Source organism: Pseudomonas sp. BN414, assembly GCF_029871275.1.
In the GTDB taxonomy this organism is placed as follows: Bacteria; Pseudomonadota; Gammaproteobacteria; order Pseudomonadales; family Pseudomonadaceae; genus Metapseudomonas; species Metapseudomonas resinovorans_C.
The window spans coordinates 170,519-194,720 of sequence record NZ_SSOL01000073.1 but is presented as its reverse complement, the minus strand read 5'-3'; the positions used below and the strand labels follow the sequence as shown (position 1 = coordinate 194,720).

Below are 24,202 nucleotides of genomic sequence, written 5' to 3'. Positions count from 1 at the left end.
CGCAATCAGTGGCTGACGGCGCGCATGCTGTTCTGGCGGCTGGACTCGTACTGGTTCTTGTCCATCGGCTTGGCATTCGGGTTGCCGAGGTCTTCCATGGCCAGGCGGTGGGTTTCCGGTGCCACGTAGGCGGCCAGGGCGCACACGCAGGTGATGAGGAAGGCGAGGCTGCCGACCACCACCGGGATGTTGTCCGAGCCGGGCGGGGCGACGGTGGCGAACAGCGCCGGCAGCATGGCGGTCAGCATGGTGCCGATGTTCTGTGCGATGGCCATGGCCGACACGCGGTAGCGGGTCTGGAACAGCTCCGGGTAGAAGCTCGGGAAGACCGCGTTGTAGCCCTGGTAGACCATGCCCCACATCAGGATCGAGGTGGCGAAGGCCAGCGGCACGTTCTGGATGCTGATGGCGTAGAGGTAGACGAAGGCCAGGATCCCGGAGCCCAGGCAGCCGGCGATCATGGTCGGGCGACGGCCGATCTTGTCGGAGAGGTTGCCGACGAAGGGGATGACCAGCACGGCGACGATGTTGCCCACCACCGGAATCCACAGGTAGACGCTCTTGTCGAAGCCGATGCCGTAGGCCGGCTGCACCGCGTAGGCGGCACCGAAGATGGTGGCCACGACCGGGATCACGTTCATCAGGGCCATGAACATCACCAGGACCATGCACTTCCAGCTGTGGCGGAAGGCTTCGGTTACCGGCGACTTGGCGACTTTCTGCTGGTTCTCTTCATTGACGAAGGCCGGGGTCTCATGGACTTCGCGACGGATGATGAAGCCGGCCACCAGGACGAAGGCGCTCAGCAGGAACGGAATCCGCCAGCCCCACTCGTTGAAGGCTTCGCTCGGCATGAAGTAGGCCAGAGGCAGGAACACGGCAGCTGCCAACACCTGACCGGCCTGGACGCCTTGCAGGGTGAAGCTGGCGTAGTAGCCGCGTCGTCCGAATGGCGCGTGTTCGAGGATCATCGAACTGGCCCCGGAAATCTCACCGGCCACAGCGAAGCCCTGGACCAGGCGCAGCAGCACCAGCAGTACCGGCGCGAGCATGCCGATGTCGTGGTAGGTCGGCAGCAGGCCGACGGCCATGGTGGAGATACCCATCAGGAACATGCACAGCAGCAGCACATTCTTGCGGCCGCGGGTGTCACCCCAGTGGCCCAGCACGAAGGCGCCTACCGGGCGGGCCAGGTAGCCGACGCCGTAAGTGGCCAGCGACGCGATGATGGCCATTTTCGGATCGGTGTTGGGGAAGAAGATCTGCGGGAAGATCAGGGCTGCCGCCTGGGCATAGATGAAGAAGTCGTAGTACTCCAGGGCGGAGCCTATCCATCCGCTGGCGGTTGCTTTCTTGGCTTGGGAGCTGGAGGTGGTAGCCATCGATGTCTCCATTGTTTTTGTTAGGTAGCCGGACTCACGTTCCGTTGGCGTGGAGCCATGCTGGAACGCGTGCACGCTGGCGTATCGGTGCTCGTCGGGAGCGGGCCGGTTATCGCCGTCCGAGTTCTGTCAGGGAGTCAGTTCAAAGTGGCGACCTGGGTGTCGCACTCGATCTGGGTGCCGTGGCAAGCCGGCTGGGAGAGGGGATTTCGATCAGGTAGCTGGTAGTGAGCATGAGCTGTTACCCGTTTCTTGAAATTGTTATGGCGTGGTGCTGGTTGCAATCGCAGGGCCGTCCAGATGACTGGGCTGGGCAGTGATGCCACCCGGTGGGTTGCCTGCAACATGGGGTTCATGTTGCGCAGTGATCGAAAAAGCGTCAATTCGATAACCGGCCTTCTGTTCGCTGATCGAACACAAAACTAACTGGTTCGTACATATTGAATTGATGGGCTGACTTTACGCGCGAATAATCAATCCAGCTACGAAAACAAGCCGTGCGGGTGGCTTTTGTGTGATCTGCCACCCTGCCTGATCTCGCCGCTGACCGCAGAGCCGGCGCCCACCCACCAGGAGCTGAAGCATGCAGCGTTCCATTGCCACCGTCTCCCTGAGCGGTACCCTGCCGGAAAAACTCGAGGCCATCGCCGCCGCCGGATTCGACGGCGTTGAAATCTTCGAGAACGACCTCCTGTACTACGCCGGCAGCCCGCGGGAAATCCGTCAGATGTGCGCCGATCTCGGAATCGCTATCACGCTGTTCCAGCCGTTCCGTGATTTCGAAGGCTGCCGCCGCGACCGTCTGCAGAAGAACCTCGACCGTGCCGAGCGCAAGTTCGACCTGATGCAGGAACTGGGTACCGACCTGGTGCTGGTGTGCAGCAACGTCCAGCCCGACTCGTTGCCCGATGAGGAGATCCTCGTCGATGACCTGCGCCTGCTGGCCGAGCGCGCCGGCGCGCGTAATCTGCGTATCGGTTACGAGGCCCTGGCCTGGGGCCGTCATGTGAACAGCTGGCAACAGGTCTGGAACCTGGTGCGCCAGGCTGACCATCCGGCGCTCGGCGTGCTGCTGGACAGCTTCCACACCTTGTCGATCAAGGGCGACCCGAGCGGCATCGCCGAAATTCCCGGCGACAAGATCTTCTTCGTGCAGATGGCCGACGCGCCCCTGCTGGCCATGGACGTGCTGGAGTGGAGCCGGCACTTCCGCTGCTTCCCCGGGCAGGGCGAGTTCGACCTGGCGGGCTTCCTCGCGCCGATCATCCGCAGCGGCTACACCGGCCCGCTGTCCCTGGAAATCTTCAACGACGGCTTCCGCGCTGCGCCGCCCCGTGCGAATGCCGCCGATGGCCTGCGTTCCTTGCTCTACCTCGAAGAGAAGACCCGCAAGCTGCTGGAAAAAGACGCAACTCCCCCAGCCAACCGGGACATCCTCTTCGCGCCACCGCCGGCCAGCCGCTACGACGGCGTGGAGTTCCTCGAGTTCGCCGTGGACGAGTCCCAGGGTGCCAAGCTCGCCAACTGGCTGGAGCGCCTGGGCTTCGCCCGCGCGGGCAAGCATCGCTCCAAGGCCGTGAGCCTGCTGCGCCAGGGCGACATCAATATCGTGCTCAATGCCGAACCCTATTCCTTCGCCCACGGCTACTTCGAGGCCCACGGCCCGTCGCTGTGCGCCACTGCCTTGCGGGTCAAGGACAGCAGCAGCGCGCTGGAGCGCGCCCGCGAATTCAAGGGACAGCCATTCCGAGGCCTCGTAGGGCCGAACGAGCGCGAGATTCCCGCCGTGCGGGCGCCGGATGGCAGCCTCATCTATTTGGTGGAACAGGCCCAGGCCGGGCAGACCATCTACGACAGCGACTTCGTCCTCGATACCGGCGCCAGCCAGACCGGCCAGCTCGACCGCATCGACCACATGGCCCTGGCCCTGCCGGCCGATGGGCTGGACAGCTGGGTGCTGTTCTACAAGAGCGTGCTGGATTTCGAGGCCGACGACGAAGTGGTGCTGCCGGACCCTTACGGCCTGGTGAAGAGCCGCGCCATCCGCAGTCGTTGCAGCAGCGTGCGCCTGCCGCTGAACATATCGGAGAACCGCAACACCGCCATCTCCCACGCGTTGTCCAGCTATGGGGGGTCGGGCGCGCACCACATCGCCTTCTCCTGCGAGGACATCTTTGCCGAGGTGAGCCGTGCCAAGGACGCTGGCGTGCCGCTGCTGGATATCCCGCTCAACTACTACGACGACCTCGCGGCGCGCTTCGATTTCGACGACGAGTTCCTCAGCGAACTGGCCTACTACAACGTGCTCTACGACCGTGACGCCCAGGGTGGCGAGCTGTTCCACGTCTATACCGAGCCGTTCGAGGGGCGTTTCTTCTTCGAAATCCTGCAGCGCAAGAACGGTTACGCCGGCTATGGCGCGGCCAACGTCGCGGTGCGTCTCGCGGCCATGGCCAAGGCGCGTAGCGGCGCCATCGCCAAGGCCAAGCTGTAGACCCTGTGGAAGCCTCCGCGCCAGGCTTCCTTACGGCCGCTGCCAAGCCCATAATCCACCCAGTTTCCGCTGGCCGTGAGCCCAAGATGACAACAACTGCCGAACTCCAAGACCTGCCCGTAGAGGCCCCTCGCAAAGGGCGCAAGAACAATCCGGAGAAAACCCGCGAGAACATCCTCCAGGCGGCCATCGCCGAGTTCGTCCAGCAGGGCCTTTCCGGCGCCCGGGTCGACGCCATCGCCGAGCGCATGCACACCTCCAAGCGGATGATCTACTACTACTTCGGCAGCAAGGAGCAGCTCTACGTCGAAGTGCTGGAGAAGCTCTACGGCGATATCCGCCGCACCGAAGGCAAGCTGCACCTGGCCGAACTCGAGCCGCGCGAGGCCATCCGCCGATTGGTGGAGTTCACCTTCGACCACCACGACCGCAATGTCGATTTTGTCCGCATCGTCTCCATCGAGAACATCCACTACGGCGAGTACGTCAAGCAGTCCAACACCATTCGTTCCATGAGCACCAACATCCTCGATGCCATGGGTGAGATCCTCCAGCGCGGCCAGGCCGAAGGGCTGTTCCGTCCCGGCATCCAGCCCCTGGACCTGCACCTGCTGATCAGCTCCTTCTGCTTCTATCGCGTCTCCAACCGCAATACGTTCGGTCAGATCTTCCAGATCGAACTGGCGGATGACGAGGTCAAGGCGCGGCACAAGGAGATGATCTGCGAGTCGGTTCTGCGCTACTTGCAAGCGTGACCGGCTCGCTTGCGAGCGCTAGCCCCGCCAGATAGCCGAAGGTCATTCCCGGCCCCAGGGTTATGCCACCGCTGGGGTAGTGCCCGCCCATCACACTGGTCATGTCATTACCTACCGCATAGAGGCCGTGGATGGTCGTTCCCTGACTGTCCAGTACGCGCGCCGAAGCATCGGTGTGCAAGCCGGCGAAGGTGCCGAGGCTGCCCGGCACCAGCTTCACTGCATGGAACGGACCGTTCTCCAGCGCGCCCAACGACGGGTTCGGGCCATGCATCGGTTCACCCTGAGCCTGGTTGTAAGCGGAGGCTCCGCGCTGGAACTCCGGGTCCATCCCGCGAGCGGCGTTGGCGTTGAACGCTGCCACCGTCGCTTGCAGTTGCTTCCGGTCGATTCCACACAGCGTCGCCAGTTCGGCGAGGCTGGCGGCCGTCTTCAGGTAGCCATTGCGCACATGGTGTCCGGTGGGGAACGGGAAGGGCCGTACGCAGCCGATTCCGTAACGGCGCTGCGCGCGCTGGTCGCAGATCAGCCAGGCGGCTGGCTCTTCTCCGGTCGGTGTGGCGCGGAACAAGGCATTCATGAAGTCGTGGTAGGAGTCGGCCTCATTGGTGAAGCGTCGACCATCGCTGCGAACGGCGATGAAACCCGGCTTGGCCCGTTCCATCAGGTGCGGGAAGCCGCTGAAACTGCCGTCGTTGCGCGGTACCCGTGACACGGGTGCCCAGGCGGCGGGGCTGGCCAGTTGATCGGCGACTTGCGCACCCACGCTTTCACCCAGGCGCAGACCGTCGCCGGTATTGGTTTTCGGGGCTGCCGAGAGATGTTCGTGGCCAAACAACGCCTTGATGCGTTGCCGGTCGTGGGGGAAGCCCCCACAGGCCAGCACGACGCCTCGGCGTGCCAGCACCTTCATCGTCCGGCCATCCTGTAGCAGCTCCGCCCCGGTCACGCGTTCGCCGTCCTTCAGCAGCCGTTGCGCAGCGGTACCGGTTTCGAGGCTCACTCCCAGGTCGAGGGCGCTGCGCAGCAGGCGCGCCACCAGGGCGTTGCCGTTGACCAGGTGCAGGCCACGTCCGTGCAGCAGGCGATCTCGCCAATGCCGCAGCAGGCGTCCGGCGACATACCAGGCGGAGCGCGGTGAGCGGCGGGCGTTGAGAAAGTGCGCAAGGTCTGCACCGCCGGCGATGCCCATGCCGCCCAGGCTGATCAGGTCCAGTGGCGGACGCAGGGCGTGGAGCCAGGGGCCGAGTTGGCGACCGTCGTAGGGCAGGGCGCAGAGGGAGCGTCCTCCGCGCACCGCTCCGGGGGAATCGTGCATGTCCGGCATGCGGCTGCCGGATTGGAACTGCACCTGGGTATTGCGCTGGAAGAACGCGACCATCTCCGGACCGTGCTGGAGAAACGCTCGCTGGCGCGCATCCAGTTCCTCGGTGCCGAGTTCGGCGCGCAGGTAGCGCTCGACGGCCTGCGCGCTGTCATCCACGCCTTCCGCCTGCGCCAGTGGGTTGCGCGGAATCCACAGCCAGCCGCCGGACCAGGCACTGGTGCCGCCGAGCTGGTTGGCCTTTTCCACCACCAGCACATCCAGCCCGCAATGTGCCGCGGTGACTGCCGCTGCCAGGCCCGAGGCGCCGGAACCGATCACCAGCACATCGCAGTGGCGCTCGCTCATGGCATTCATTGCAGCGGAGAGAAGCCGGTGGGGCGCATCAGGCGCGAGTCCAGATGCACCACGGCATCCAGCTCCTTGTTCAACCGGCCGAACTCGGCCCAGCGCGGGTCGGCGGCCATCTTCGCCCGGCGTGCGATGCGGTCGTCCAGGCTCTCGTACGCCCAGATGTGCACCACCTGGTTGGCCTCGCCGAACTCGGTGGTAAAGAACCCAACCAGCTTGCCAAGGTGCTCGGTCTGCACTTCAAGGCAATGGCTGCGGTAGAGCGCCAGCCAGTCGGCGAGCTTGGTGGGTTTGATGGTGTAAGTGCGCAGTTCGTAATACATGGTGTTGTCCTCAATTTCTGGGTTACAGGTGAGCGGCGATATGGCTGGCAGCGAGGTAGCCAAAGGTCAGCGCCGGGCCAAGGGTGATGCCGGGGCCGGGGTAGGTGCCGTCCATGATCGAGTTCATGTCGTTACCGGCGGCGTACAGCCCGGGGATGGGGCATCCTTCGCGGTCCAGCACATTGGCGTTGGCGTCGGTGACCAGGCCGCGTGCCGAGCCAAGGTCCCCGGTGTGCACGCGCACGGCGTACCAGGGGGCGCGGGTCAGCGGTGCCAGGCAGGGGTTGGGCCTGTGGTGCGGGTCGCCGAGGGACTGGTTGTAGCTGGTGGCGCCCTTGCCGAACTGCCGATCCATACCGGCTCGCGCGTCCTCGTTGTGGCGCGCCAGTGTCGTGGCCAGGCCCTGCGGGTCGACGCCAATCGTACTGGCGAGGGCTTCCGACGAGTCGGCGCGGAACAGGTAGCCAGCTTTCTCCAGTGTGCTGTTGTCCACCGGACTCGGCCGCGCCAGGCCCATGCCGTAGCGGCTCATGGCTTCTGCGTCGCAGATCAGCCAGCACGTCGCCAGGCCTTCCCGGTGCATCGCCTGGACGAAGCTGTGGTAGGAGTCCGCCTCGTTGGTGAAGCGCTGTCCCTGGTCGTTCACTGCAATGATTCCGGGCTTGGCACGGTCGGTGACCAGGTGCGGGAATCGCTCCAGTTCACCGTTCGGTCGGCGCAACTTCGATACCGGCGCCCAGAAGAAATTGGCCGCCATGCTCGCTCCGGTTGCGGCATTCACTTCGGCGCCCAGGCGTAGCGCAGCGCCGTCGTTGGTGGCGGGGGACATGGTCAGGTGTTCGCTGCCGGCATCCGGGCGAAAGCGGGCGGCCAACTCTCCGGCAGCGAAGCCGCCCATGGCGCAGACCACACCGCCACGGGCGCGGACGACAACCTGCTGGCTATCCTTACGTGCGCGCACACCGACGACCCGCTCGCCTTCGACTACCAGCGATTCGGCGGCGCTCTGCAACCAGAGGTCCACGCCTTTTTCGAAGGCCGTGGTAGCCAGTCGCGCGATCATCGCGTTGCCCACGGTCAGCCGGGTGCCCCGCTCATGGCTGAGGCGGTCCAGGCCGTAGCGGGCCATCAGTTTCAGGCAATGCCAGAGGGAGCGAGGCGAGCGGCGGAAACTGAGGAAGTGCTGGATATCGACGCGGTTCACCATCATGCCGCCGAACAGCAACATGCCTTCCGGCGGGCGACGCAGGTCCTTGAAGCGCGCGCCTAGGTGGCGCCCGTCGTACTCGAGCATCTCCAGGGCGCGTCCCCGGTCGGTTGCGCCGTCTTCCAGCGGGTAATAGTCCGGCGAGAAAGGGCGCAGGGCGTAGGCCAGCTCGGTGTGCTGTTCGAGAAAGCGCAACGCCTCACGACCGTTGCTGATGAAGGCGTCCACCAGTTCGGGCCGGTAGCCGGAGCCGATGGTCTTCTTCAGGTAGGTGCGGATCGCTTCCGGGCTGTCCTGGATGCCGGCGGCCCTTGCCTGGTCGCTATCGAAGATCCACACGGCGCCGCCGGAGATGGCCGAGGTGCCGCCGAACTGCGGCGACTTTTCCAGCATCAGCACGCTGAGTCCCTTGCAGGCCGCGGTCGTTGCGGCGGCGAAGGCGCCGGCACCGCTGCCCAGTACCACCAGGTCCCAGGTGCCGGCCAGGTTCTCGGCTGGATGTGCTTTCAAGGCGGTGTTCATGACGATCTCCTCAGGCGTGCTGGGGCATCACGCCCATGTGCGCGCCCAGGTTGCCCATTTGCGCACGCGCCATTTCCGGGCCGGTCTGGATGCGGCAGCCGCGTTTGCGCGCCAGCTCAAGCAACGGCGTCACCACCGGGCTGGTCACCACGTCCGCGACCAATGCAGAGGGGGAGAGGGTTTCCAGCAAAATGCCAGGCAGCGGCATCTCTCCGGTGCCGCCCATGCCCACGGGCGTGGCATTGGCCACCAGGTCGAAGGCTTTCAGGCTTTCGTACTGGTTGCCGATGTCGATCTGCGGGAACGCCTGGCTCAGGCGTTCGGCCAGGGCCTCGGCGCGGGGCTGGTCGAGGTCGGCGATGACCAGTTGGTGCACCCCGCCTTCGCACAACGAATAGGCGATGGCGGCGCCGACACCGCCGGAACCCACCACCAGCGCACGTCGCCCGGCGGGCTGGAAGCCATGGCTGCGGGCGGCCTTGAGGAAGCCCTCGCCATCGACGTTGTCTCCCAGCAGGCGTCCGTCGGCCTCACGACGAATCACATTCACCGAGCCCAGGGCTGCGGCACGTGGGCTGAGCTGGTCGAGCTGTCCGGCCAGGACCTGCTTGTAAGGCACGGTCACGACGCAGCCGCGCAAGTTCTTCCAGCCACGCAAGGCCTGGATGAAGGCGGCGAGATTTTGCTCGGCCATGTCCACGGCGATCATCGCCAGGTCCTGGCCGTTCTCGCTGAACCAGGCGTTGAAGTTTTCCGGCGATTTCACCTGGGCAATGGGGCTGCCGATGATGGCCACTAGTTCGGTCGAACCACGGATCATGCTGATCTCCTGGGTTTGTTGTTGTGCCGGCAGTATTGCCAGCACCCCAGGAGCGGCCAATGAAACAGAAGGGCGTTTTGGTTGTTTATCGCAATGGCACAGCGAAAATCGCACTGGTGGGCGAAATCAGTTGGCCCGGTTGCTTGTAGGGTGCGCTGCGCGCACCGCATCTTCTGCACGGGCTTCTGGTGCACACGGCGCACCCTACGGAATGGCCAATCAACCGGACGGGGAGTGGGAATGAAGACACCGGTAATCCACCAGCGGGATTTGATCGCCGGGCTGCAGAAAGGCCTGGCGCTGATGCAGCTGTTCAGCGTCGACAACCCGCGTCTCAGCGTCCCGGAAGCGGCGGCGATGTCCGGGATGACGTCCAGCGCCGCGCGGCGTTTCCTGCTGACCCTGGTGCACGAAGGTTTCGCGGAAACTGATGGGCGCCATTACTGGCTGACCGCCAAGGCCTTGCGCATCGGCCAGGCCTATGTGGACTCGGCGCAATTGCCACGCATGCTGCGGCCCATCGTCGAGCAGGTGGCGCGGACGACTCAGGAGCACGTATCAGTGGGGTTGCGTGACGGCGACGACATCGTGCACATCGTGCGCAGCCGCTACAGCCATATCGCCTCGCTGTCGATCCGCCCCGGCTCGCGGATGCCGATGTACTGCACGGCCAGCGGACGTATCTGGCTGGCAGCGTTTTCCGAAGGGGAACTGGAGGCGTATTTCTCGCGGGTCGCGCTTCGCCAACTGACACCTTTCACGCGCACCGCCATCGACGAGCTAAAGGCGGAACTGCAGAAGGTCGCGGCTCAGGGCTTCGCCGTGGTGGACCAGGAATACGAGGCGGGCATGTGCGTGCTGGGCGTGCCCCTGACCAATCGCAAGGGTGAACTGAAGGCCAGTCTCACCATCACCACCCACGCTTCACGGATGAGTGGCGACGAGATGCGACAGCGTTACCTGACGCCGCTGTACGAGGCGCAGGCATTGTTGAAACCGGTGCTGGATTAAAAGGAGGCATTTGTAGGAGCGAATTTATTCGCGAATGAATTCGCTCCCACAGGGAACAGAGAGATCAGCTATTCATGCTGGCGAAGTGCGCCATCATCCGATCGGCGTCGGCGCTGCGGCCGCTGATCAGTTCGAAGGCTTTCACGGCCTGGAATACCGCCATGGTGCCGCCGTCCAGGGTGCGGCAACCGATGGCGCGGGCATCGCGCAGCAGTTCGGTTTCCAGCGGGAAGTAGATGATCTCCGCCACCCACAGTTCGGGGCGCAGCAGTTCGGCCGGAACAGGGGTGCCGGGCAGCTTGGCCATACCGATAGGCGTCGTGTTCACCAGGCCATCGGCTTCCGCCATCGCGTTGGGCAGGTCTGTACCCAAGGCTGCACGACCAGCGCCGAAGTGGGCGTTGAGGCTGTCCACCAGGGTCTGGCCACGGGCGGCGTCCACTTCGAAGAGGGTCAGCCGTTCGACACCTTCGGCCAGCAGCGCATGGGCCACGGCGGAACCCGCGCCACCGGCGCCCATTTGCACCACCTGGCGGCGTTGCACCTCAGGCAGGCCACGGCGGAAACCTTCGCCGAAACCCAGGCAGTCAGTGTTGTGGCCGACGCGCTTGCCGTCCTTCAGCACCACGGTATTCACCGCCCCGATGCCGGCAGCCTCGGGCGAGAGTTCGTCGAGCAGCGGGATGATCGCCTGCTTGCAGGGGAACGTGATGTTCAAGCCGGTGTAGCCCATGCGCTGGGCGGCATCGAGCAGGTCGGGGAGGGCGCTGCTGTCCAGTTTCAACTGATCCAGGTCGATCAGGCGATAGAGGTAACGAATGCCCTGGGCGTCGCCTTCATGCTCGTGCAGAGCAGGCGTGCGGGAGGCCTGGATACCTGCGCCGATCAGGCCGGCGAGAACGGATTGATTGTGCTGGGACATGGTGCTCAACCTTTGGAGAACAGTTGGCCGAAGTGCTGGAGTGCCAGGGAGTAGCCCTGGCTGCCGAGGCCGCAGATCACGCCGACGGCGATGGCGGAAACGAAGGAGTGATGACGGAATTCCTCGCGCTTGTGCACGTTGGAAAGGTGCACCTCGATGACCGGCAGCTCGCTGGCCACAAGGGCATCGCGCAGGGCGACGGAGGTGTGAGTCCAGGCGGCGGGGTTGATGACGATGCCGGCGCAGCGGCCCCGGGCCTGGTGGATCCAGTCGATCAGCTCGCCTTCATGGTTGGTCTGGCGGAAGTCCACCTCGAAACCCAGTCCGGCGGCAGTGCGGCTGCACTGGGCGGCGATATCGGCGAGGGTTTCATGGCCGTAGGTGGCGGGCTCACGGGTGCCGAGCATGTTCAGGTTGGGGCCGTTGAGCACGAGGACGGTGCGGGTCATTGCAGCGATTCTCCGTTGTTGTTCTGGTCCGGCAGGCGAGCCGGAAAAGGCTGTAAATGAAAATGTACTAACCAGTTAATTCCGTCAATTTTCCGCAATCTGTTTCGTGCGGTTATCGGACGGGAAAGCGGCTAACATCGCTCCTCCAGACTGAAGTGCTGGACCTGACGACCCCTCTGCAAGGAGCACAAGGCCGTGTTCGAGAGATACCTGACCCAATGGAACCTGCAGCCTGACGGCGAACCCATCCACACACCCGGCAGCGACCTGTTGCCCGTGCGTTTCGAGGGATCGCCGGCGATGTTGAAAGTCGCCCGGGACAGTGAAGAGAAAGTGGGCGCGCAGGTGATGCGCTGGTGGGATGGCGAGGGCGCGGCGCAGGTCTATCGGCTCGAGGGCGATACGCTGTTGATGGAGCGGGCAACCGGCCCCGGATCGCTGATGCGCATGGCCCTGGAGGGGCATGACGACGCGGCCAGCCAGATCGCCTGCGCCACCATCGCCCGCCTGCATGCGCCCAGACCCACTCCAGCGCCTGAGCTGGTGCCCCTGGAAGCGTGGTTCCGCTCACTGTGGCCAGCAGCGCGGCAACGGGGCGGATTGTTTGCGGCGGCGGCCGGCGTTGCCCGCGAGCTACTGGGTTCCCAGCGCGAAGTGGTGGTACTGCATGGCGATGTGCATCACGACAACGTGCTGGATTTCGGCGAGCGCGGCTGGCTGGCCATCGACCCCAAGCGAGTCATCGGCGATCGTGGTTACGACTACGCCAACCTGATCTGCAACCCCGAACTGGCCACGGTCGTCCAGCCTGTGCGCTTCGCTCGCCAGATCGAAGTGATCGCCGAGGCTTCAGGCCTGGGCCGGCAGCGACTGCTGCGCTGGGTGCTGGCCTACGCGGGACTCTCCGCCGCCTGGTTCCTGGAGGACGGCGATGCTGAATCAGCCGAGTCGGACCTGCGTGTGGCGCGGCTGGCGATCGAGGCGCTCGGTGGTTGAACGCGTATTTCGCGAATGAATTCGCTCCCACAGAAAAGCCGGCACTCCACCCTGTGGGGGCGATTTCAATCGCCGAGCGGACCGCAGGTTCGCCCTTTGATTCTGCAGGGGGCAGCTTCGCCGCCCTTGGCGAATGAATTCGCCCCCACAAAAAAACCGACACCCCATAAACAGTTATCGCCGCTCCAGCATGTCCTGAATCTCCTGGGTGGCGACTCGGGTGCGGCGGGCCAGGTTCTTCACTTCGTCCGCCACCACCGAGAAGCCCCGCCCGACTTCCCCGGCACGGGCCGCTTCGATGGCTGCGTTCAGGGCCAGCAGGTTGGTCTGGTCGGCGATGGCCTTGATCACGCCCACGACCTGGGCGATCTGGTCGTAGGTGGCTTGCATCGCCGCCTGTTCCCGCAGGCGCGCGGCTTCGGCCTGCTTTTCATCGCTGATGTCGCGTACCGCTCCGGTTACACGCAGCAGGAGGCCGCGCTCGTCCCGCAGGCAGCGGGCCCGTTCACGGAACCAGATATCGCCACGGGTCTTGTGGCGCATGCGGTACTCGGCCACGTAGGAAGCATCGGGCGAAGGATCGCGGACCAGTTCGCCGAAGCGCCGCATCACCACCTTCAGGTCGTCCGGGTTGGTGATCTGGTTGTAGCTGTCCCAGCCATCGGGCAGTTCGCTGCGGCTGTGACCGACCAGCGCGCAGAACTGCTCTGACCAGCGGATGCGGCTTTGCGGATGGTCCGGGTCGCCATTGGCCACCAGCAGGTCCCAGCTGCCTTCGGTCAGCGTCTGGCGGGTCAGCTCCCAGGCGCGCTGCTCCTGGTCCCATTGCGCTAGGCGCAACTGTTGTTCCCCCAGCAGTTGGCGCGCGGTGTCCAGCTGGGCCTGGAGCAGCGCCTGCTGGTCGATGCCGTCATCGAGCTGGCGCTGCAGGGTGGTGAATTCTTCTTCCGTGCAGGGCGGCGGTTCGTGGTTGTCGAGCGCCGCGCGCTGTTGCCGCCAGGCCAGTTGCAGGCGCTCCAGGGACTGGCGCAACGAGGGGTGGACGGCCAGTTGCCCGCTGGGCTCGACGGGCTGGCCGTTGAGCAGGCGGGCGATCCACTCGGAGAGTTGCGGCACCAGCCGCGCGGATTCGTTGTTGAACCACATGATGGGAACTCCGGGCGTGCGCCGCACACGACGCACGCCGCCACTCAGAAGGTCTTGCCGACGCCGGCCACTAGCGTGGCGGAGCACAGGTCGTCGAAGCCCAGGTAGTTGCTGCACTCGGCCTGGGAAAGATCGGTGTCGATATAGCTCACGGACCAGTCGAGACCGAACAGGCTCTTGCCGAGCTTCACTTCCCACTCGTTGTAGCTGTCTCGGGCGCTGCCACTGGCGGAAATCCACACCGGGTCCTTGTAGTCCACCCAGCCATAGCGGGCTTCCAGACTCACGTCACCGGGCAGGCTGAAGCCGTAGCCGAGGTAGCTGTAGAGCATGCTCTGGTCGCCGTAGAGGTCGTCGGAGTAGTAGCCCCCCAGCTTGGCGCCGTAGGCCTTCAGTTCGGCGAAGTACTCGCTGTAGTTGAGGCCGCCTTCCTTGGGGTAGACGTACTTGTACCAGGCGACATCCAGGCTCACGTCATCGGTGGCCTGCCAGTAGTAGCCGGCGTAGCCATCCAGTTCCTGGCAGGTATTGCTGTCCCCACCGAAGTCGACATTCGAACTCCAGACCCCGGCGTAGAGCCCGCTGGAGTGGAGCAGGGTGGCCGAGCCCTGGATCGCCGGGTCGCCGAGGGTCTGGGACAGGCCCCGCATGCGGTAATCGCTGAACAGGCCCGCCTCCAGGGCCACACTGAAGTCGTCGTTGAGGGTAATGGCCTGGCTGAGAGTGCAGTTGGCCAGCAGGGAGCTGGCCACGGCCATTTTCAGGGCGTGGTTCAAGGGACTTTCTCCTTTTTTCTTCTTTTAGTGGTGGGTGGTTCAGATCCAGCGGCGATCGCGGGTGAAAGCAATCGCCAGCCAGCGGTTGGGACCTTCGCGGCCAATCGCGGCGGCGATCTCCGCGCGCACGGCATCCAGTTCGGAAACCCGCCAGCGGTCCATCGCTTCGGGCAGCACGATCTGGATTTCCACGAACAGCCCCCGGCCGATCTCGGCGACTGAGTGGGAACTGCACTCGAAGCCGTAGCGTCGGGTCATGCCTGCCATCAGTCCGCTGATCTCATGGTCCAGCGCCTCGGGGGTGATGCGCAGGACCTGCTTCAATGCCTTGATCACAGTGCGCAGTGGGCCGGGAATCAACAGCAACGAGAGCAGGGCAAGGATGGCCGGGTCTATGTAGGGCGCGAGCCATTGCCAGCGCGTGCCTTGCAAAAGGAAACCCGCGACGAAGGCCAGCAGCAGTGCGGCGGTGATCAGGGTGGAAATCAGCCAGCTCTGGATATCGAGTTGGATCAGCTCGGACTTCAGGCTGCGGTTGCGCCGTCGCTGGTAGCCGAGCATCAGCGCTGAGCATGTCAGCGTGACCAATGCGTAGATCAGTGCCGTGTCGAACGCCAGGGCGTGACCACCGCGCATCAGGCCACTGACCGAGTTGATCAGTGCATAGACGCAGAGCAGCACGAGTACGCTGCCGTTGAGCGCCAGCACCAGCGGCTCGAAATGCCAGTAACCCTGCTGGAAACGCCGGCCCGGCTGCTTCACCAGAAGCCGCGAGACCATCAGCGAAAGCGCTGCCATGCAGGAGTCGATGGCATTGAACAGCCCATCGAAGACGATGGACTGCGAGCCGGCCCAGAGGCCGAAGGCGATGCCGCCACAGGCCACCAGTGCGGTGGCCAGGATCGACACCTTGAGGATGTGCTGTTCGATCCCGGCCATACCGAGTTGCCTCCTTCAAAGGTCCAGGGTCAGGGTCGGGGTCCGCGCGCGGGAGACGCAGACCATCATGACGTTGTTGCGCTCGCGCTCGGCATCGGTCAGCAGCATGTCGCGGTGATCGACTTCACCGGCCAGCACGCGCGTCTCGCACATACCGCACACACCCTGCTCACATGAGGACGAGACGTTGCAGCCGGCTTCGCGCAGGGCCTGCATGACCGAAAGCTCGTCCGGCACCACGACTTCGCGACCGCTGCGGGCGAGGATCAACGTCAGGCCCTGGCCGTTGCCGGCGCAGGGCGCGGGCGCTGCCGGGGCGAAGCGCTCCAGGTGCAGGCGGTCGGCCAGGCCGTCCACCTTGAAGCGTTCGGTCAGGGCATCCAGCAGCGGCGCCGGGCCACAGCTGTAGACATGACGACCGTCGGCGGCGCGGGCGGCAATTTCTTCCAGGTCCAGCAGACCGGTTTCATCCGCCGGCTGGATGGATACCCGATCACCGCCGAGGGCCAGCAGCTCATCGATGAATGCCATGGAGCGCCGCGAACGGCCGCCATAGATGAGCTGCCAGTCGGCACCGGCGCGCTGGACCTCGCGGGCCATGGCGAGGATCGGCGTGATGCCGATCCCCCCTGCAACGAAGAGGTAGCGCTGGCCAGCGGCGAGCGGGAAAGCATTGCGCGGACCGCGAATGGCGATGCGCTGGCCCACCCGCAGGTTCTCGTGTACCTCCCGCGAGCCGCCACGCCCCTTGGCCTCCAGCAGGACGCCGATGGACAGGCGCGAGCGGTCGCGCGGGTCGCCATGCAACGAGTACTGGCGCACCAGGCCGGACGGCAGCAGCAGGTCGATGTGTGAGCCCGCGCTCCAATCCGGGAACGGTGTGCGCTCCGGTGTTTGCAGTTCGAGGGAGATCACGCCTTCGGCCTCCAGCCGCATGCAGGTGATCAGGACCTCGATCTGCCCGTTCACGACGCCACCTGCGGTGCCACCGGCTGGTTGGCGCGTTCGATGAACTCGCGGAAGGCGCGGCGGTAGTTGAGGGTGAAAAGGTCTGCCGGCACCGAGTGCTCGACGAAGACGCCGTCCCAATCGATCTCGCGCGGCCAGATGCCGGCGGCGATGGGCATGTCTTCCAGGTAGACCATCTCCTCGATGCGCAGGCATTCCTCAAGGCCCAGGCCCTTGTAGTCGCGCTCGTTGGCCACGCCCCAGAAAATCTTCACTTCGTCATAGGCCACCGGGCTGGGGAAGCCGGCGACGATGCGCTTGCCGAGGCGCTCGTAGTCATAGGTGATGCTGGCCAGGCCCGGCGCGACGCAGTGGTAGAACATCATGCAGTCGCCATCGTTGGCCCAGTCGCCGTCGCCGGCATCCAGCGGCCGCTGCATCCAGATATCCAGGCCTTCGCGCTTGACGTTCAGCGGCTCCACTACGTGCTTGCTGGGGCCCATGGAGACTTCGTGGACGAAGGGGAAGTGGGCCACGTCGCGGAAGTTCTCGATGGCCACGGCCACGCCGGTAGGGGATTCCAGCGGCGTGGCGGCCAGCCAGTCCAGCTCCAGATTGCTCCATTGCTCGGGGGCGTAGAGCTCGGTGGCGGGCTCTTCCAGCACGGTCCAGACATGGGCGTAGCGCTCGATGGCCGGGTAAGTCTTGATGGCCGCCTGCGGGGGGATCTTGCACTGGTCTTCCAGGGAAGGGATGTGGCTGCACTTGCCGCTCTCGGCGCTGAATTGCCAGCCGTGGTAGGGGCAGGCGATGTTCTCGCCGTGCACCTTGCCCAGGGCGAAGTCGGCTCCACGGTGCGGGCAGCGGGCGTCCTGCACCACGGCCTTGCCGGACTCGGTGCGGTACACCACCAGACGCTGGCCCAGCAGGGTGGCGGATTGCGGGGTGGCCAAGTCGGCCGAACGGGCGACCGGGAACCATTGGCGGCGCATGGCCTGTTCGGCGCGTTGACGCTGGGGAAGTGCAGTAGTCATGGATAAGTCCTCACAGCTAACTTTCTTGTTCTTTGCGTTGGTCAGATACCGACGACCAGGGCACCACCGTTCACCGGCAAGGCCTGGCCGGCGATGAACGCGGCTTCGTCGGAGGCGAGGAAAGCCACGGCGGCGGCGATTTCCTCGGGGTGAACCAGGCGGCCCAGCGGGATGTTGGCCTTCTCGCCTTCCACGTATTCCTCCGGAACCATGCGGGTGAGGATGGCGCCGGGGGTGATGGCGTTGACCAGGATTCCCTCGCTGACGAACTCCTTGGCCATGGTCTTCATCAGGCCCAGCTGCGCGGCCTTGCCCACCATGTAGCCGTAGGAGTGGCCATCCGGTACCTGGCCCCATTGCGAATTGATGAAGATCACGCGCGGGGCACGGCTCTTGCGCAGGTGCGGCAGGGCGGCGCGGGTGAGGTAGAGCGGGGCGTGGACGTTGATCGCCAGCAGGCGGTCAAAGTTGGCGTCGTCGGTATCGGCGAGCCCTTTGAGCGAGTACATCATCCCGGCGTTGTGCACGAGGATGTCGATCCCGCCGAGGGTTTCGGCCACCTCGGCCACCAGGCGCTCGGCCAGGTTGCGCTCGGTGATATCGGCCACCAGGGCGATGGCGCGGCCACCGGCGGCTTCGATTTCAGCAGCGGTGGCGCGCGCCACGTCTTCATCGATATCGACAATGGCCACCGCCGCGCCACGGGACGCCAGCAGGCGGGCGTGGGCACGGCCGGCGCCACGGCCGGCTCCGGTGATGAGGGCGACACGGCCTTCCAGGCGTTGGGCGGCTGGCGACAGGGCGAGCACCGCCTCGGGCGCCTGGGTAGCCAGGGCCCCTTGGGTTGCAGCAGTCATGGGGTTTCTCCGGTGGTTGAGGCGGTCAGACGGTCTTGTGCGGTTCGGTGACGTAGAGCATGTTGCCGTCCGGGTCGAACATCGGGCGGTAGCGGTAGTGGGTGCCGTTGGGGTGCTGCCACTCGATGGGCTCGGCGGTGACCCATTCCACTTTGCCGTGGAGGTAGTCGAGGGCGGCGTCGAGACTCTCCACCTCGAAGGCGAAGGAGTCGAAGCCCGGTTTGTCTTCCAGGTTCACGGCGGTGCGACGTTCCACAGGCGTGGTGTCGGTGGTGTGGAAGATGTACAGGGTGACGTTGCCCATCTCGATGGCGGCCCACTTCTCTTCGGCCACGTAGGGCAGGAAGAAACCGAGGCCCAGGGTGCCGTGGTAGAAGTCCACCAGGCGCTGAACGTCGTTGGTGAGGATGTCCATGTTGTCGAGGCGTTTGAGCTTGAGCATGGGATGGCTCCTTTGTTGTTGTCTGGGTTCAGTGGTTGTCGAGCCAGTCCGGATGGCCGCAGGGGCCGCCGGGCAGGGCGGTGAGGGTGCCGTTGGCGACATCGATGACGATGCTCGCCAGGGTGGCGTACTGGCCCGCGGCCGGTTGCGCCGGGTCCGGATGGCAGCACAGGGCGGCACCGCCACCGAGGTGGCTGTTCAGTGCGGCCAGCAGCTTCTGCGGCGTCAGGCCCTGGCGGCCGGACAGGCGTCGCACCAGCAGGTCGTGGCGCACCAGGGTGTCCGGGTAGGCGGCGGGTTCGGTGTCGAACTCCCGCGCCGGGCTGGAAAGGAAATGGTTGGTGTGTACCAGCAGGCCATCGGCATCGGGGAACACCAGGCCCGGACCGCCGGGGTGGAGTTCCACCGAAACGGCAGCGCTGGACTGGTCCTTCGCGGCGATCAACGTCAGGGAACTGGACGCCGATACCTTTGCTGAGCTCAGCAGTTGCAGGGCCTGGTTGATGTCGTTGCAGCTGTCCAGCATCCAGCGCGAGGCCACGTGCACCGGCACGCCGATTCCCTGGCCGTCGCGGGCGTGGTGAAGGATGTTGAAGTGCACGCCCAGGCCACGGCTGTTGACCCCCGCCTTGCCGACGATGCCGAACTCGGTGACCGTGGTGGTCAGGCTGCCGTCGGCATGGGGGATTTCCCAGGTCAGCCAGTGATCGGCGAACTCCGCGTACCAGTCCCAGGTCTGCGCTGTTGCCGGTGTGCCGCTGAACGGCTCCAGGTGGACCACGGTAGAGCATTCGCCACGCAGCTGGGCACCCAGGAAGGCAAGTATCTCGGTGCGCGCATTGATGGCACCCAGGTACGACGGTTCGATTGCGGCCCCTTCGGCCATGGCGAGGATTTCGTCGTACAGCGGCGGGGCGAACGCGGCGATGCGTACCAGGGCCTGACTACCGAGGGCGAGCAGGTCGTAGGGACGGGTCCCCACGCGCTGGAACAGGGCACTGTAGCGCTCGACCGTCGCGTGGATTTTCTCGGCATGCACACGGCCGAATTCCAGGCCACGGGCAGCCGGTTCGACGGCGGTGGAACGGAAGCGAATGCTCATCAGGCCACCTTCTTCAGTTGCGGGACCACCTGCTTCGCCACGTCGTCCAGGCGGGCGAACCAGACGTCGCCGTCGCTCACCAGTCGCTCGACGAAACGCTCCAGTTGCTCGAAGCGCGCGGCGCGGCCGATCACTTCCGGGTGCATGGTGAAGGTGGTGTGGCGGCCGTCGCGGCGAGCCGACTCGTACTCGGCCAGCCAGGTGTCGGCGAGGGTGCGCGGATGGGTGAAATTACCGCCGTTGTCGATGCCCCAGCCAAACATGGGCCAGTCGTCCAGGGACCAATGCACCGGCAGTTCGAGGATGGAGGCGCCGTTCCAGGTTTCGTAGTAGGGGCGGTCGTCGCCCATGCAGCTAGAGTCGTAGGCGAAGCCCTTGGCCAGGACCAGCTCGAAGGTTTCCGGGGTCAGTTCCCAGGACGAGGAACGGTAGCCGGCGGGTTTCGGCGCGCCGGCACGGGCCAGGGCTTCCAGGCCTCGCTCCATTTCTTCTTCCTGCTCGGCGCTGGAGATGCGGTCGCTGCGCAGGTGCATGTGGCCGTGGTGGCCGACTTCGTGACCGTCTTCGAGCAACTGCTCGATCAGCCCGGGGTGAAGGTCGGCGGTATGACCGGGCACGAAAAAGGACGCCGGAATCTTGTGGCGGCGCAGCAGTTCGAGGATGCGCGGCACGCCACGGGTGACGCCGAAGCGGCCCTCGGAAAGGCTGGTCAGGCGCCGGGCGAAATTCGGACTGTCACCCAGCAGGCCGGCTTCCGCGTCCACGTCGAAAGTCAGTGAAACGGCAACAGGACTCTTGTTCGGCCACGCAAGGCGGGCCTTGTTATCGATGCTCATCAGGGCGGTTCCTTCTGGCGTTATCAGGATCAGTGAAAGGGCGCGGTGGCGGGCAGGGTGCGGTCCTGCAGGCGGCGCAGGCGGAACAGCACCTGGGAAATGGCGAGCACGGCGATGGCGATGCCGACTTCCTTCAGGCCGCCGTAGCCGGTGATGGACGCGCTGGTGGTGCCGACCACGAGGATCAGTCCATCGAACAGGGCGAGACCGGCGGCGATGGCGATCCAGCCACGGCCCAGGCGAATCGGGCGGTTGGCATCCGGACGGTCCTTGCGCAGCACCACGAAGCCAGCCACCGCCAGCAGGTGGGCCAGTACGTAGCCGACGTTGCCAGCGACAATCACGGCCAGGGCATTACCGACGAAGAGCACCAGGGCGATGTTGATCAGCAACTGCACGGTGACGGCGCGGGCCGGTACGCCGGAGCGGTTGAGGGTGCCGAACTGGCGGATGGTCAGGCCGTCCAGCGAACTCTGGTACAGGGCGCGGCCAGCGTCGGCGGTACCCATCACCGAGAGCACCAGGATGCCGGCGATCAGCACCAGGGTGATCAGCGCGGCGCCGCCACCCAGGAGTGCTTGTGCGCCGATCTGGAGGAAGCCGTAGGGATGGTCGGCCAGCGCCTGCTCGCCCAGCAGTCCGGCCAGGCCCAGCGGTGTCAGGGTGAACACCAGCAGCAGGATCAGCGCGGAAATGCGCAACGCCTTGCGGGTATCACGGACGGTGTCGCGGAACTCGGGAATAAAGGACGCGGCGGCTTCCACGGCGTAGGCCGACCAGGCCATCACGAACAGCCAGGCGAGCACGGTGCGCAGGCCAGCGGCGTCAGCGCTGATGCGCCAGGTGAAGCTGCTGGTGCTCCAGTCGCTGGCCAGGAAGCTGCCGCTGAAGATCAGTACTGGCACCATCAGCAGCACGCCGGCGGCAGTGATGATGATCATGGTGAAACGCAGGTTGACCATGCTCAGCGCCCAGGAGAACAGCGCCACGCCCAGGGCGATCAGCTGCGGCAGGTCGAGTTGCATCACGCCCAGGTCCAGGCTGTAGCTGGCATTGGGGAAGAACTGCTCGGTGAGGATCTGCGCGACTGCCAGGCCCCAGATGGCGGGAGCTGTGGCCCAGGCGAACCAGTAGGCGTAGGTGGCCAGCGGGCCGAGGCAGGGGATGCGCTGGCTCCAGGCTTCGTTGGCGTAGAGCGCGATGCCACCGGATTTCTCGGTGAACATGGCGCCCATTTCCGAATAGACCCAGTTATGCAGAACGGCCACGGCAGCGATGGCCGCCCAGAGTGCCAGTGCCGCCCAGGCACCGATGGCGCCGATGGAATAGCCGAGGCCGACGAACAGAGCGGCTGGCAGGCTCAGGGTGATGGCCACCCCGTCCCACCAGCGAATGGATTTTGCGAGTACTGCCGATGGCTCGGAGCCTGGATTGGCCTGGTGCATTGCATCGCCCTCATCTGTGTTGTGTTTGTAGGAAGGTCGCGCGATGAGTTGATGCTATGCCGTTTAATTGCGCATGTACACGTTTAAGTCGATTGAAAATACGCATTGCGCAATCATGACTTAATAAAAATACGCATTGCGCCATAATGGCACGCCTGATGCACCAAGGCGGAAAGCAGCCGGAAAGGCCCGTGCTAAAGCGGGTGGCGGCGAGAGAGGGGGCGGATCAGTGGATGCGATGCGCGAAAATGGCGCGGAGAAAAATGCGCAATGCGCGAAGGGTTGCAGCGTGAAATGCGCAAAGCGCGGACGAATGGTGGTGGGGATTGCGGCGTTGCGGAGGGGGTTCAACCCGTAGAGTGCGTAGTGCGCACCTTAGTGGGAAATTCACCCCAAACGGAAAAGCCGAGCCTCGGCACGAACCCTGTGGGGGCGATTTCAATCGCTGGGCGGACCGAAGGTTCGCCCTTCGGTCTTGAAGGGGGCGGCTGCGCCACCCTTAGCGAATGAATTCGCCCCCACAACAAGGCACCGCGATCCGATGGGAGACTTCGTCGTTCAGCCCAGGAAGACGGTGCGCTGTGCGCACCCAACGAGTCCAGATTCAGCTCATTCTTCGGTCGGTTGCGCCGACGGAATGGTGAAGCGGATCTTGTGCACCTTCACTTCCTGCATCATCCGCACGTCCTGCACGCCGGGCAGGCTGCGCACTTTCTGTTGCAGGCCCCAGAGGGTCTCGTCATCGCGACAGAGGACCTGCACGCAAATGTCGGCGGTGCCGAGGGTGGTGGACAGGTAGCTGACTTCACTCCAGCGGCCGAGGGTGTCGACCACCCGATCGTGATCCTGCGGGGCGACGGAGACGAAGAACAGCGCAAGTTTGGCCTGGCCCAGCTTGGAGGGATTGGTGAAGGCGAGGATCTGCAGGATGCCCTGGTCCTGCAGCCGCTTCACTCGGGTACGGACCGTGGCTTCGGGGACCGACAGGTTGCGCGCGACTTCGCGGAAGGCACGGCGTCCGTCCTCCTGGAGTTCGCGAACGATTTCATAGTCCAGTGGGTCGAGAATCGAAGTGGGCATGGGTCCTGGGCTTCCCTGGCTGGGCCGTACGGCGGAAAGCCCCGAGGCTACCAGATTTGCGGAATTTCAGAAGCGGGTCCCGCTTCGCGAGCTCGCATGATCGTGGGGGCGAATTCATTCGCTAGCCGGACCGAAGGGACGGCCCTCGTAATCTCAGGGGGACGCTGCGCGTCCCCTTGCGAATGAATCCGCCCCCACAGGAGCCAATACGACCTTCACCTCAACGCCGGGTGATCACCACCTCCACGTATTCGCTGGGCACGATCAGCGACTCGGGGCCGGCACGGTTGTAGCGTTCGAGCAGCTCCATCAGGTCACGTTCCAGGGCGGCTGCGCCATCTTCGGGGAGGGCGGCGAAAGCCTTGTGCACTGGGCCGTACCAGGTACGGAAAACTTCCAGGAAGTGGGCGGCCGACTGGTAGCGGAAGTTGTGCAGTCGCCGCGCCACCGAAATCTCGCGGGCGCTGTCGTCGAACAGTTCGCGCAGGTGGCTCTCCACGCCCCAGAGAGACGGAGGCTGCACGCCGGGTGGCGGCGGCAGGTGGCGGCCGAGGGTCTTGAACACCTGGCCGATGAAGCCATCCGGGGTCCAGTTGGCCAGGCCGATGCGCCCACCGGGTCGGCAGACCCTGGCCAGCTCGGAGGCGGCCTTGGCCTGGTCGGGGGTGAACATCACGCCGAAGGTCGACAGCACGACGTCGAAGCTGGCGTCAGGGAAGGGCAGGTTCTCGGCATCGGCCGCCTGGAAGGTCACATCCAGCCGCTCGGCGCGGGCGCGTTCCTGGCCGCGCTCAAGCAGGGCCGCTACATAGTCGGTCGAGGTCACCCGTCCGCCTCGACGCGCGGCGGCCAGGGTGGCGTTGCCATTGCCAGCCGCGACGTCCAGCACGGACTCGCCATGGCGCAGGTCGCAGGCTTCGGCGAGCAGTTCGCCGACCAGCTGCAGGGTGGTTCCGATGACGGCGTAGTCGCCGCTGGCCCAGGAGGCCATTTGCTTGTTTTTCAATGCATTCAGGTCAAGTGCGGAAGTCATTTCGGGGC

23 protein-coding genes are annotated in these 24,202 nt (G+C 65.0%); 4 read left to right on the top strand and 19 right to left on the bottom strand.

Annotated elements, in window-relative coordinates; all coding sequences use genetic code 11:
• Positions 1-5: 5 nt before the first annotated feature.
• Complete coding sequence (locus E8E95_RS20915; protein ID WP_280353604.1) at positions 6-1,382, bottom strand: MFS transporter; 1,377 nt, start codon at positions 1,380-1,382, stop codon at positions 6-8.
• Between the two features lie 583 nt (positions 1,383-1,965).
• Between E8E95_RS20915 and quiC the strand changes: the two genes are divergently transcribed.
• Positions 1,966-3,876: a 3-dehydroshikimate dehydratase QuiC gene (quiC, locus tag E8E95_RS20910; protein ID WP_280353603.1), complete on the top strand. Its 1,911-nt coding sequence runs from the start codon at positions 1,966-1,968 to the stop codon at positions 3,874-3,876.
• Positions 3,877-3,962: 86 nt separating this feature from the next.
• A complete protein-coding gene (locus E8E95_RS20905; protein WP_179058888.1) occupies positions 3,963-4,631 on the top strand; it encodes a TetR/AcrR family transcriptional regulator in 669 nt (222 codons plus the stop codon).
• Here the strand turns inward: E8E95_RS20905 and E8E95_RS20900 are convergent.
• The 4 genes from E8E95_RS20900 to E8E95_RS20885 are packed head-to-tail and all read right to left on the bottom strand — an operon-like array spanning position 4,573 to position 9,178.
• The gene (locus tag E8E95_RS20900) at positions 4,573-6,312 is read right to left on the bottom strand and encodes an FAD-dependent oxidoreductase (RefSeq protein ID WP_280353601.1); all 1,740 of its coding nucleotides are present in this window, start codon (positions 6,310-6,312) and stop codon (positions 4,573-4,575) included. The two genes, E8E95_RS20905 and E8E95_RS20900, sit on opposite strands and share 59 nt — an antisense overlap.
• Positions 6,309-6,629, bottom strand: coding sequence for an NIPSNAP family protein (locus tag E8E95_RS20895; RefSeq protein ID WP_280353599.1), 321 nt, complete (start codon positions 6,627-6,629; stop codon positions 6,309-6,311). The genes E8E95_RS20900 and E8E95_RS20895 overlap by 4 nt, the downstream gene beginning before the upstream one ends.
• A 22-nt stretch (positions 6,630-6,651) precedes the next feature.
• The gene (locus E8E95_RS20890; protein ID WP_280353597.1) at positions 6,652-8,358 is read right to left on the bottom strand and encodes an FAD-binding protein; all 1,707 of its coding nucleotides are present in this window, start codon (positions 8,356-8,358) and stop codon (positions 6,652-6,654) included.
• Between the two features lie 10 nt (positions 8,359-8,368).
• Positions 8,369-9,178: a shikimate dehydrogenase gene (locus E8E95_RS20885; RefSeq protein ID WP_280353595.1), complete on the bottom strand. Its 810-nt coding sequence runs from the start codon at positions 9,176-9,178 to the stop codon at positions 8,369-8,371.
• A gap of 240 nt (positions 9,179-9,418) precedes the next feature.
• On the opposite strand from E8E95_RS20885, the gene E8E95_RS20880 reads away from it, so the two are divergent.
• Positions 9,419-10,189, top strand: coding sequence for an IclR family transcriptional regulator C-terminal domain-containing protein (locus E8E95_RS20880; RefSeq protein WP_280353594.1), 771 nt, complete (start codon positions 9,419-9,421; stop codon positions 10,187-10,189).
• A 64-nt stretch (positions 10,190-10,253) separates the two neighbouring features.
• Here the strand turns inward: E8E95_RS20880 and E8E95_RS20875 are convergent, their stop codons facing one another.
• Both E8E95_RS20875 and aroQ read right to left on the bottom strand, forming a co-directional pair.
• Complete coding sequence (locus tag E8E95_RS20875; protein WP_280353593.1) at positions 10,254-11,111, bottom strand: shikimate dehydrogenase; 858 nt, start codon at positions 11,109-11,111, stop codon at positions 10,254-10,256.
• 5 nt (positions 11,112-11,116) lie between these two features.
• Complete coding sequence (aroQ, locus tag E8E95_RS20870; protein WP_280353592.1) at positions 11,117-11,560, bottom strand: type II 3-dehydroquinate dehydratase; 444 nt, start codon at positions 11,558-11,560, stop codon at positions 11,117-11,119.
• A 195-nt stretch (positions 11,561-11,755) separates the two neighbouring features.
• On the opposite strand from aroQ, the gene E8E95_RS20865 reads away from it, so the two are divergent.
• Entirely contained in the window at positions 11,756-12,556 is an 801-nt protein-coding gene (locus tag E8E95_RS20865; RefSeq protein ID WP_280353591.1) for an aminoglycoside phosphotransferase family protein, read from the top strand.
• A gap of 174 nt (positions 12,557-12,730) precedes the next feature.
• Here the strand turns inward: E8E95_RS20865 and E8E95_RS20860 are convergent, their stop codons facing one another.
• The 12 genes from E8E95_RS20860 to E8E95_RS20805 all read right to left on the bottom strand — a co-directional run bounded on the left by E8E95_RS20860 (position 12,731) and on the right by E8E95_RS20805 (position 24,194).
• Positions 12,731-13,702, bottom strand: a complete 972-nt coding sequence (locus tag E8E95_RS20860) for a methyl-accepting chemotaxis protein (protein ID WP_280353590.1) — start codon at positions 13,700-13,702, stop codon at positions 12,731-12,733.
• A gap of 44 nt (positions 13,703-13,746) precedes the next feature.
• Positions 13,747-14,478 (bottom strand): TorF family putative porin, encoded by a 732-nt coding sequence (locus tag E8E95_RS20855; protein WP_280353588.1) that lies wholly within the window; start codon positions 14,476-14,478, stop codon positions 13,747-13,749.
• A 39-nt stretch (positions 14,479-14,517) separates the two neighbouring features.
• Positions 14,518-15,417: a cation transporter gene (locus tag E8E95_RS20850; RefSeq protein WP_280353587.1), complete on the bottom strand. Its 900-nt coding sequence runs from the start codon at positions 15,415-15,417 to the stop codon at positions 14,518-14,520.
• A 15-nt stretch (positions 15,418-15,432) separates the two neighbouring features.
• The gene (locus E8E95_RS20845; RefSeq protein WP_280353586.1) at positions 15,433-16,386 is read right to left on the bottom strand and encodes a PDR/VanB family oxidoreductase; all 954 of its coding nucleotides are present in this window, start codon (positions 16,384-16,386) and stop codon (positions 15,433-15,435) included.
• On the bottom strand, positions 16,383-17,399 hold the full coding sequence (locus E8E95_RS20840; protein WP_280353584.1) for a Rieske 2Fe-2S domain-containing protein: 1,017 nt from the start codon (positions 17,397-17,399) through the stop codon (positions 16,383-16,385). Before E8E95_RS20840 ends, E8E95_RS20845 begins: the two co-directional genes overlap by 4 nt.
• 41 nt (positions 17,400-17,440) lie before the next feature.
• Positions 17,441-18,256 (bottom strand): SDR family NAD(P)-dependent oxidoreductase, encoded by an 816-nt coding sequence (locus tag E8E95_RS20835; RefSeq protein ID WP_179058876.1) that lies wholly within the window; start codon positions 18,254-18,256, stop codon positions 17,441-17,443.
• Positions 18,257-18,281: 25 nt separating this feature from the next.
• Positions 18,282-18,698, bottom strand: coding sequence for a VOC family protein (locus E8E95_RS20830; RefSeq protein ID WP_199824582.1), 417 nt, complete (start codon positions 18,696-18,698; stop codon positions 18,282-18,284).
• A 28-nt stretch (positions 18,699-18,726) separates the two neighbouring features.
• On the bottom strand, positions 18,727-19,800 hold the full coding sequence (locus E8E95_RS20825; protein WP_280353582.1) for a C45 family autoproteolytic acyltransferase/hydolase: 1,074 nt from the start codon (positions 19,798-19,800) through the stop codon (positions 18,727-18,729).
• Complete coding sequence (locus tag E8E95_RS20820) at positions 19,800-20,636, bottom strand: polysaccharide deacetylase (protein ID WP_280353581.1); 837 nt, start codon at positions 20,634-20,636, stop codon at positions 19,800-19,802. Before E8E95_RS20820 ends, E8E95_RS20825 begins: the two co-directional genes overlap by 1 nt.
• A 29-nt stretch (positions 20,637-20,665) precedes the next feature.
• On the bottom strand, positions 20,666-22,081 hold the full coding sequence (locus tag E8E95_RS20815) for an APC family permease (protein WP_280353579.1): 1,416 nt from the start codon (positions 22,079-22,081) through the stop codon (positions 20,666-20,668).
• A 609-nt stretch (positions 22,082-22,690) separates the two neighbouring features.
• A complete protein-coding gene (locus E8E95_RS20810) occupies positions 22,691-23,161 on the bottom strand; it encodes an Lrp/AsnC family transcriptional regulator (RefSeq protein WP_179058873.1) in 471 nt (156 codons plus the stop codon).
• A gap of 220 nt (positions 23,162-23,381) precedes the next feature.
• Entirely contained in the window at positions 23,382-24,194 is an 813-nt protein-coding gene (locus tag E8E95_RS20805; protein WP_280353577.1) for a class I SAM-dependent methyltransferase, read from the bottom strand.
• Between the last annotated feature and the right edge of the window lie 8 nt (positions 24,195-24,202).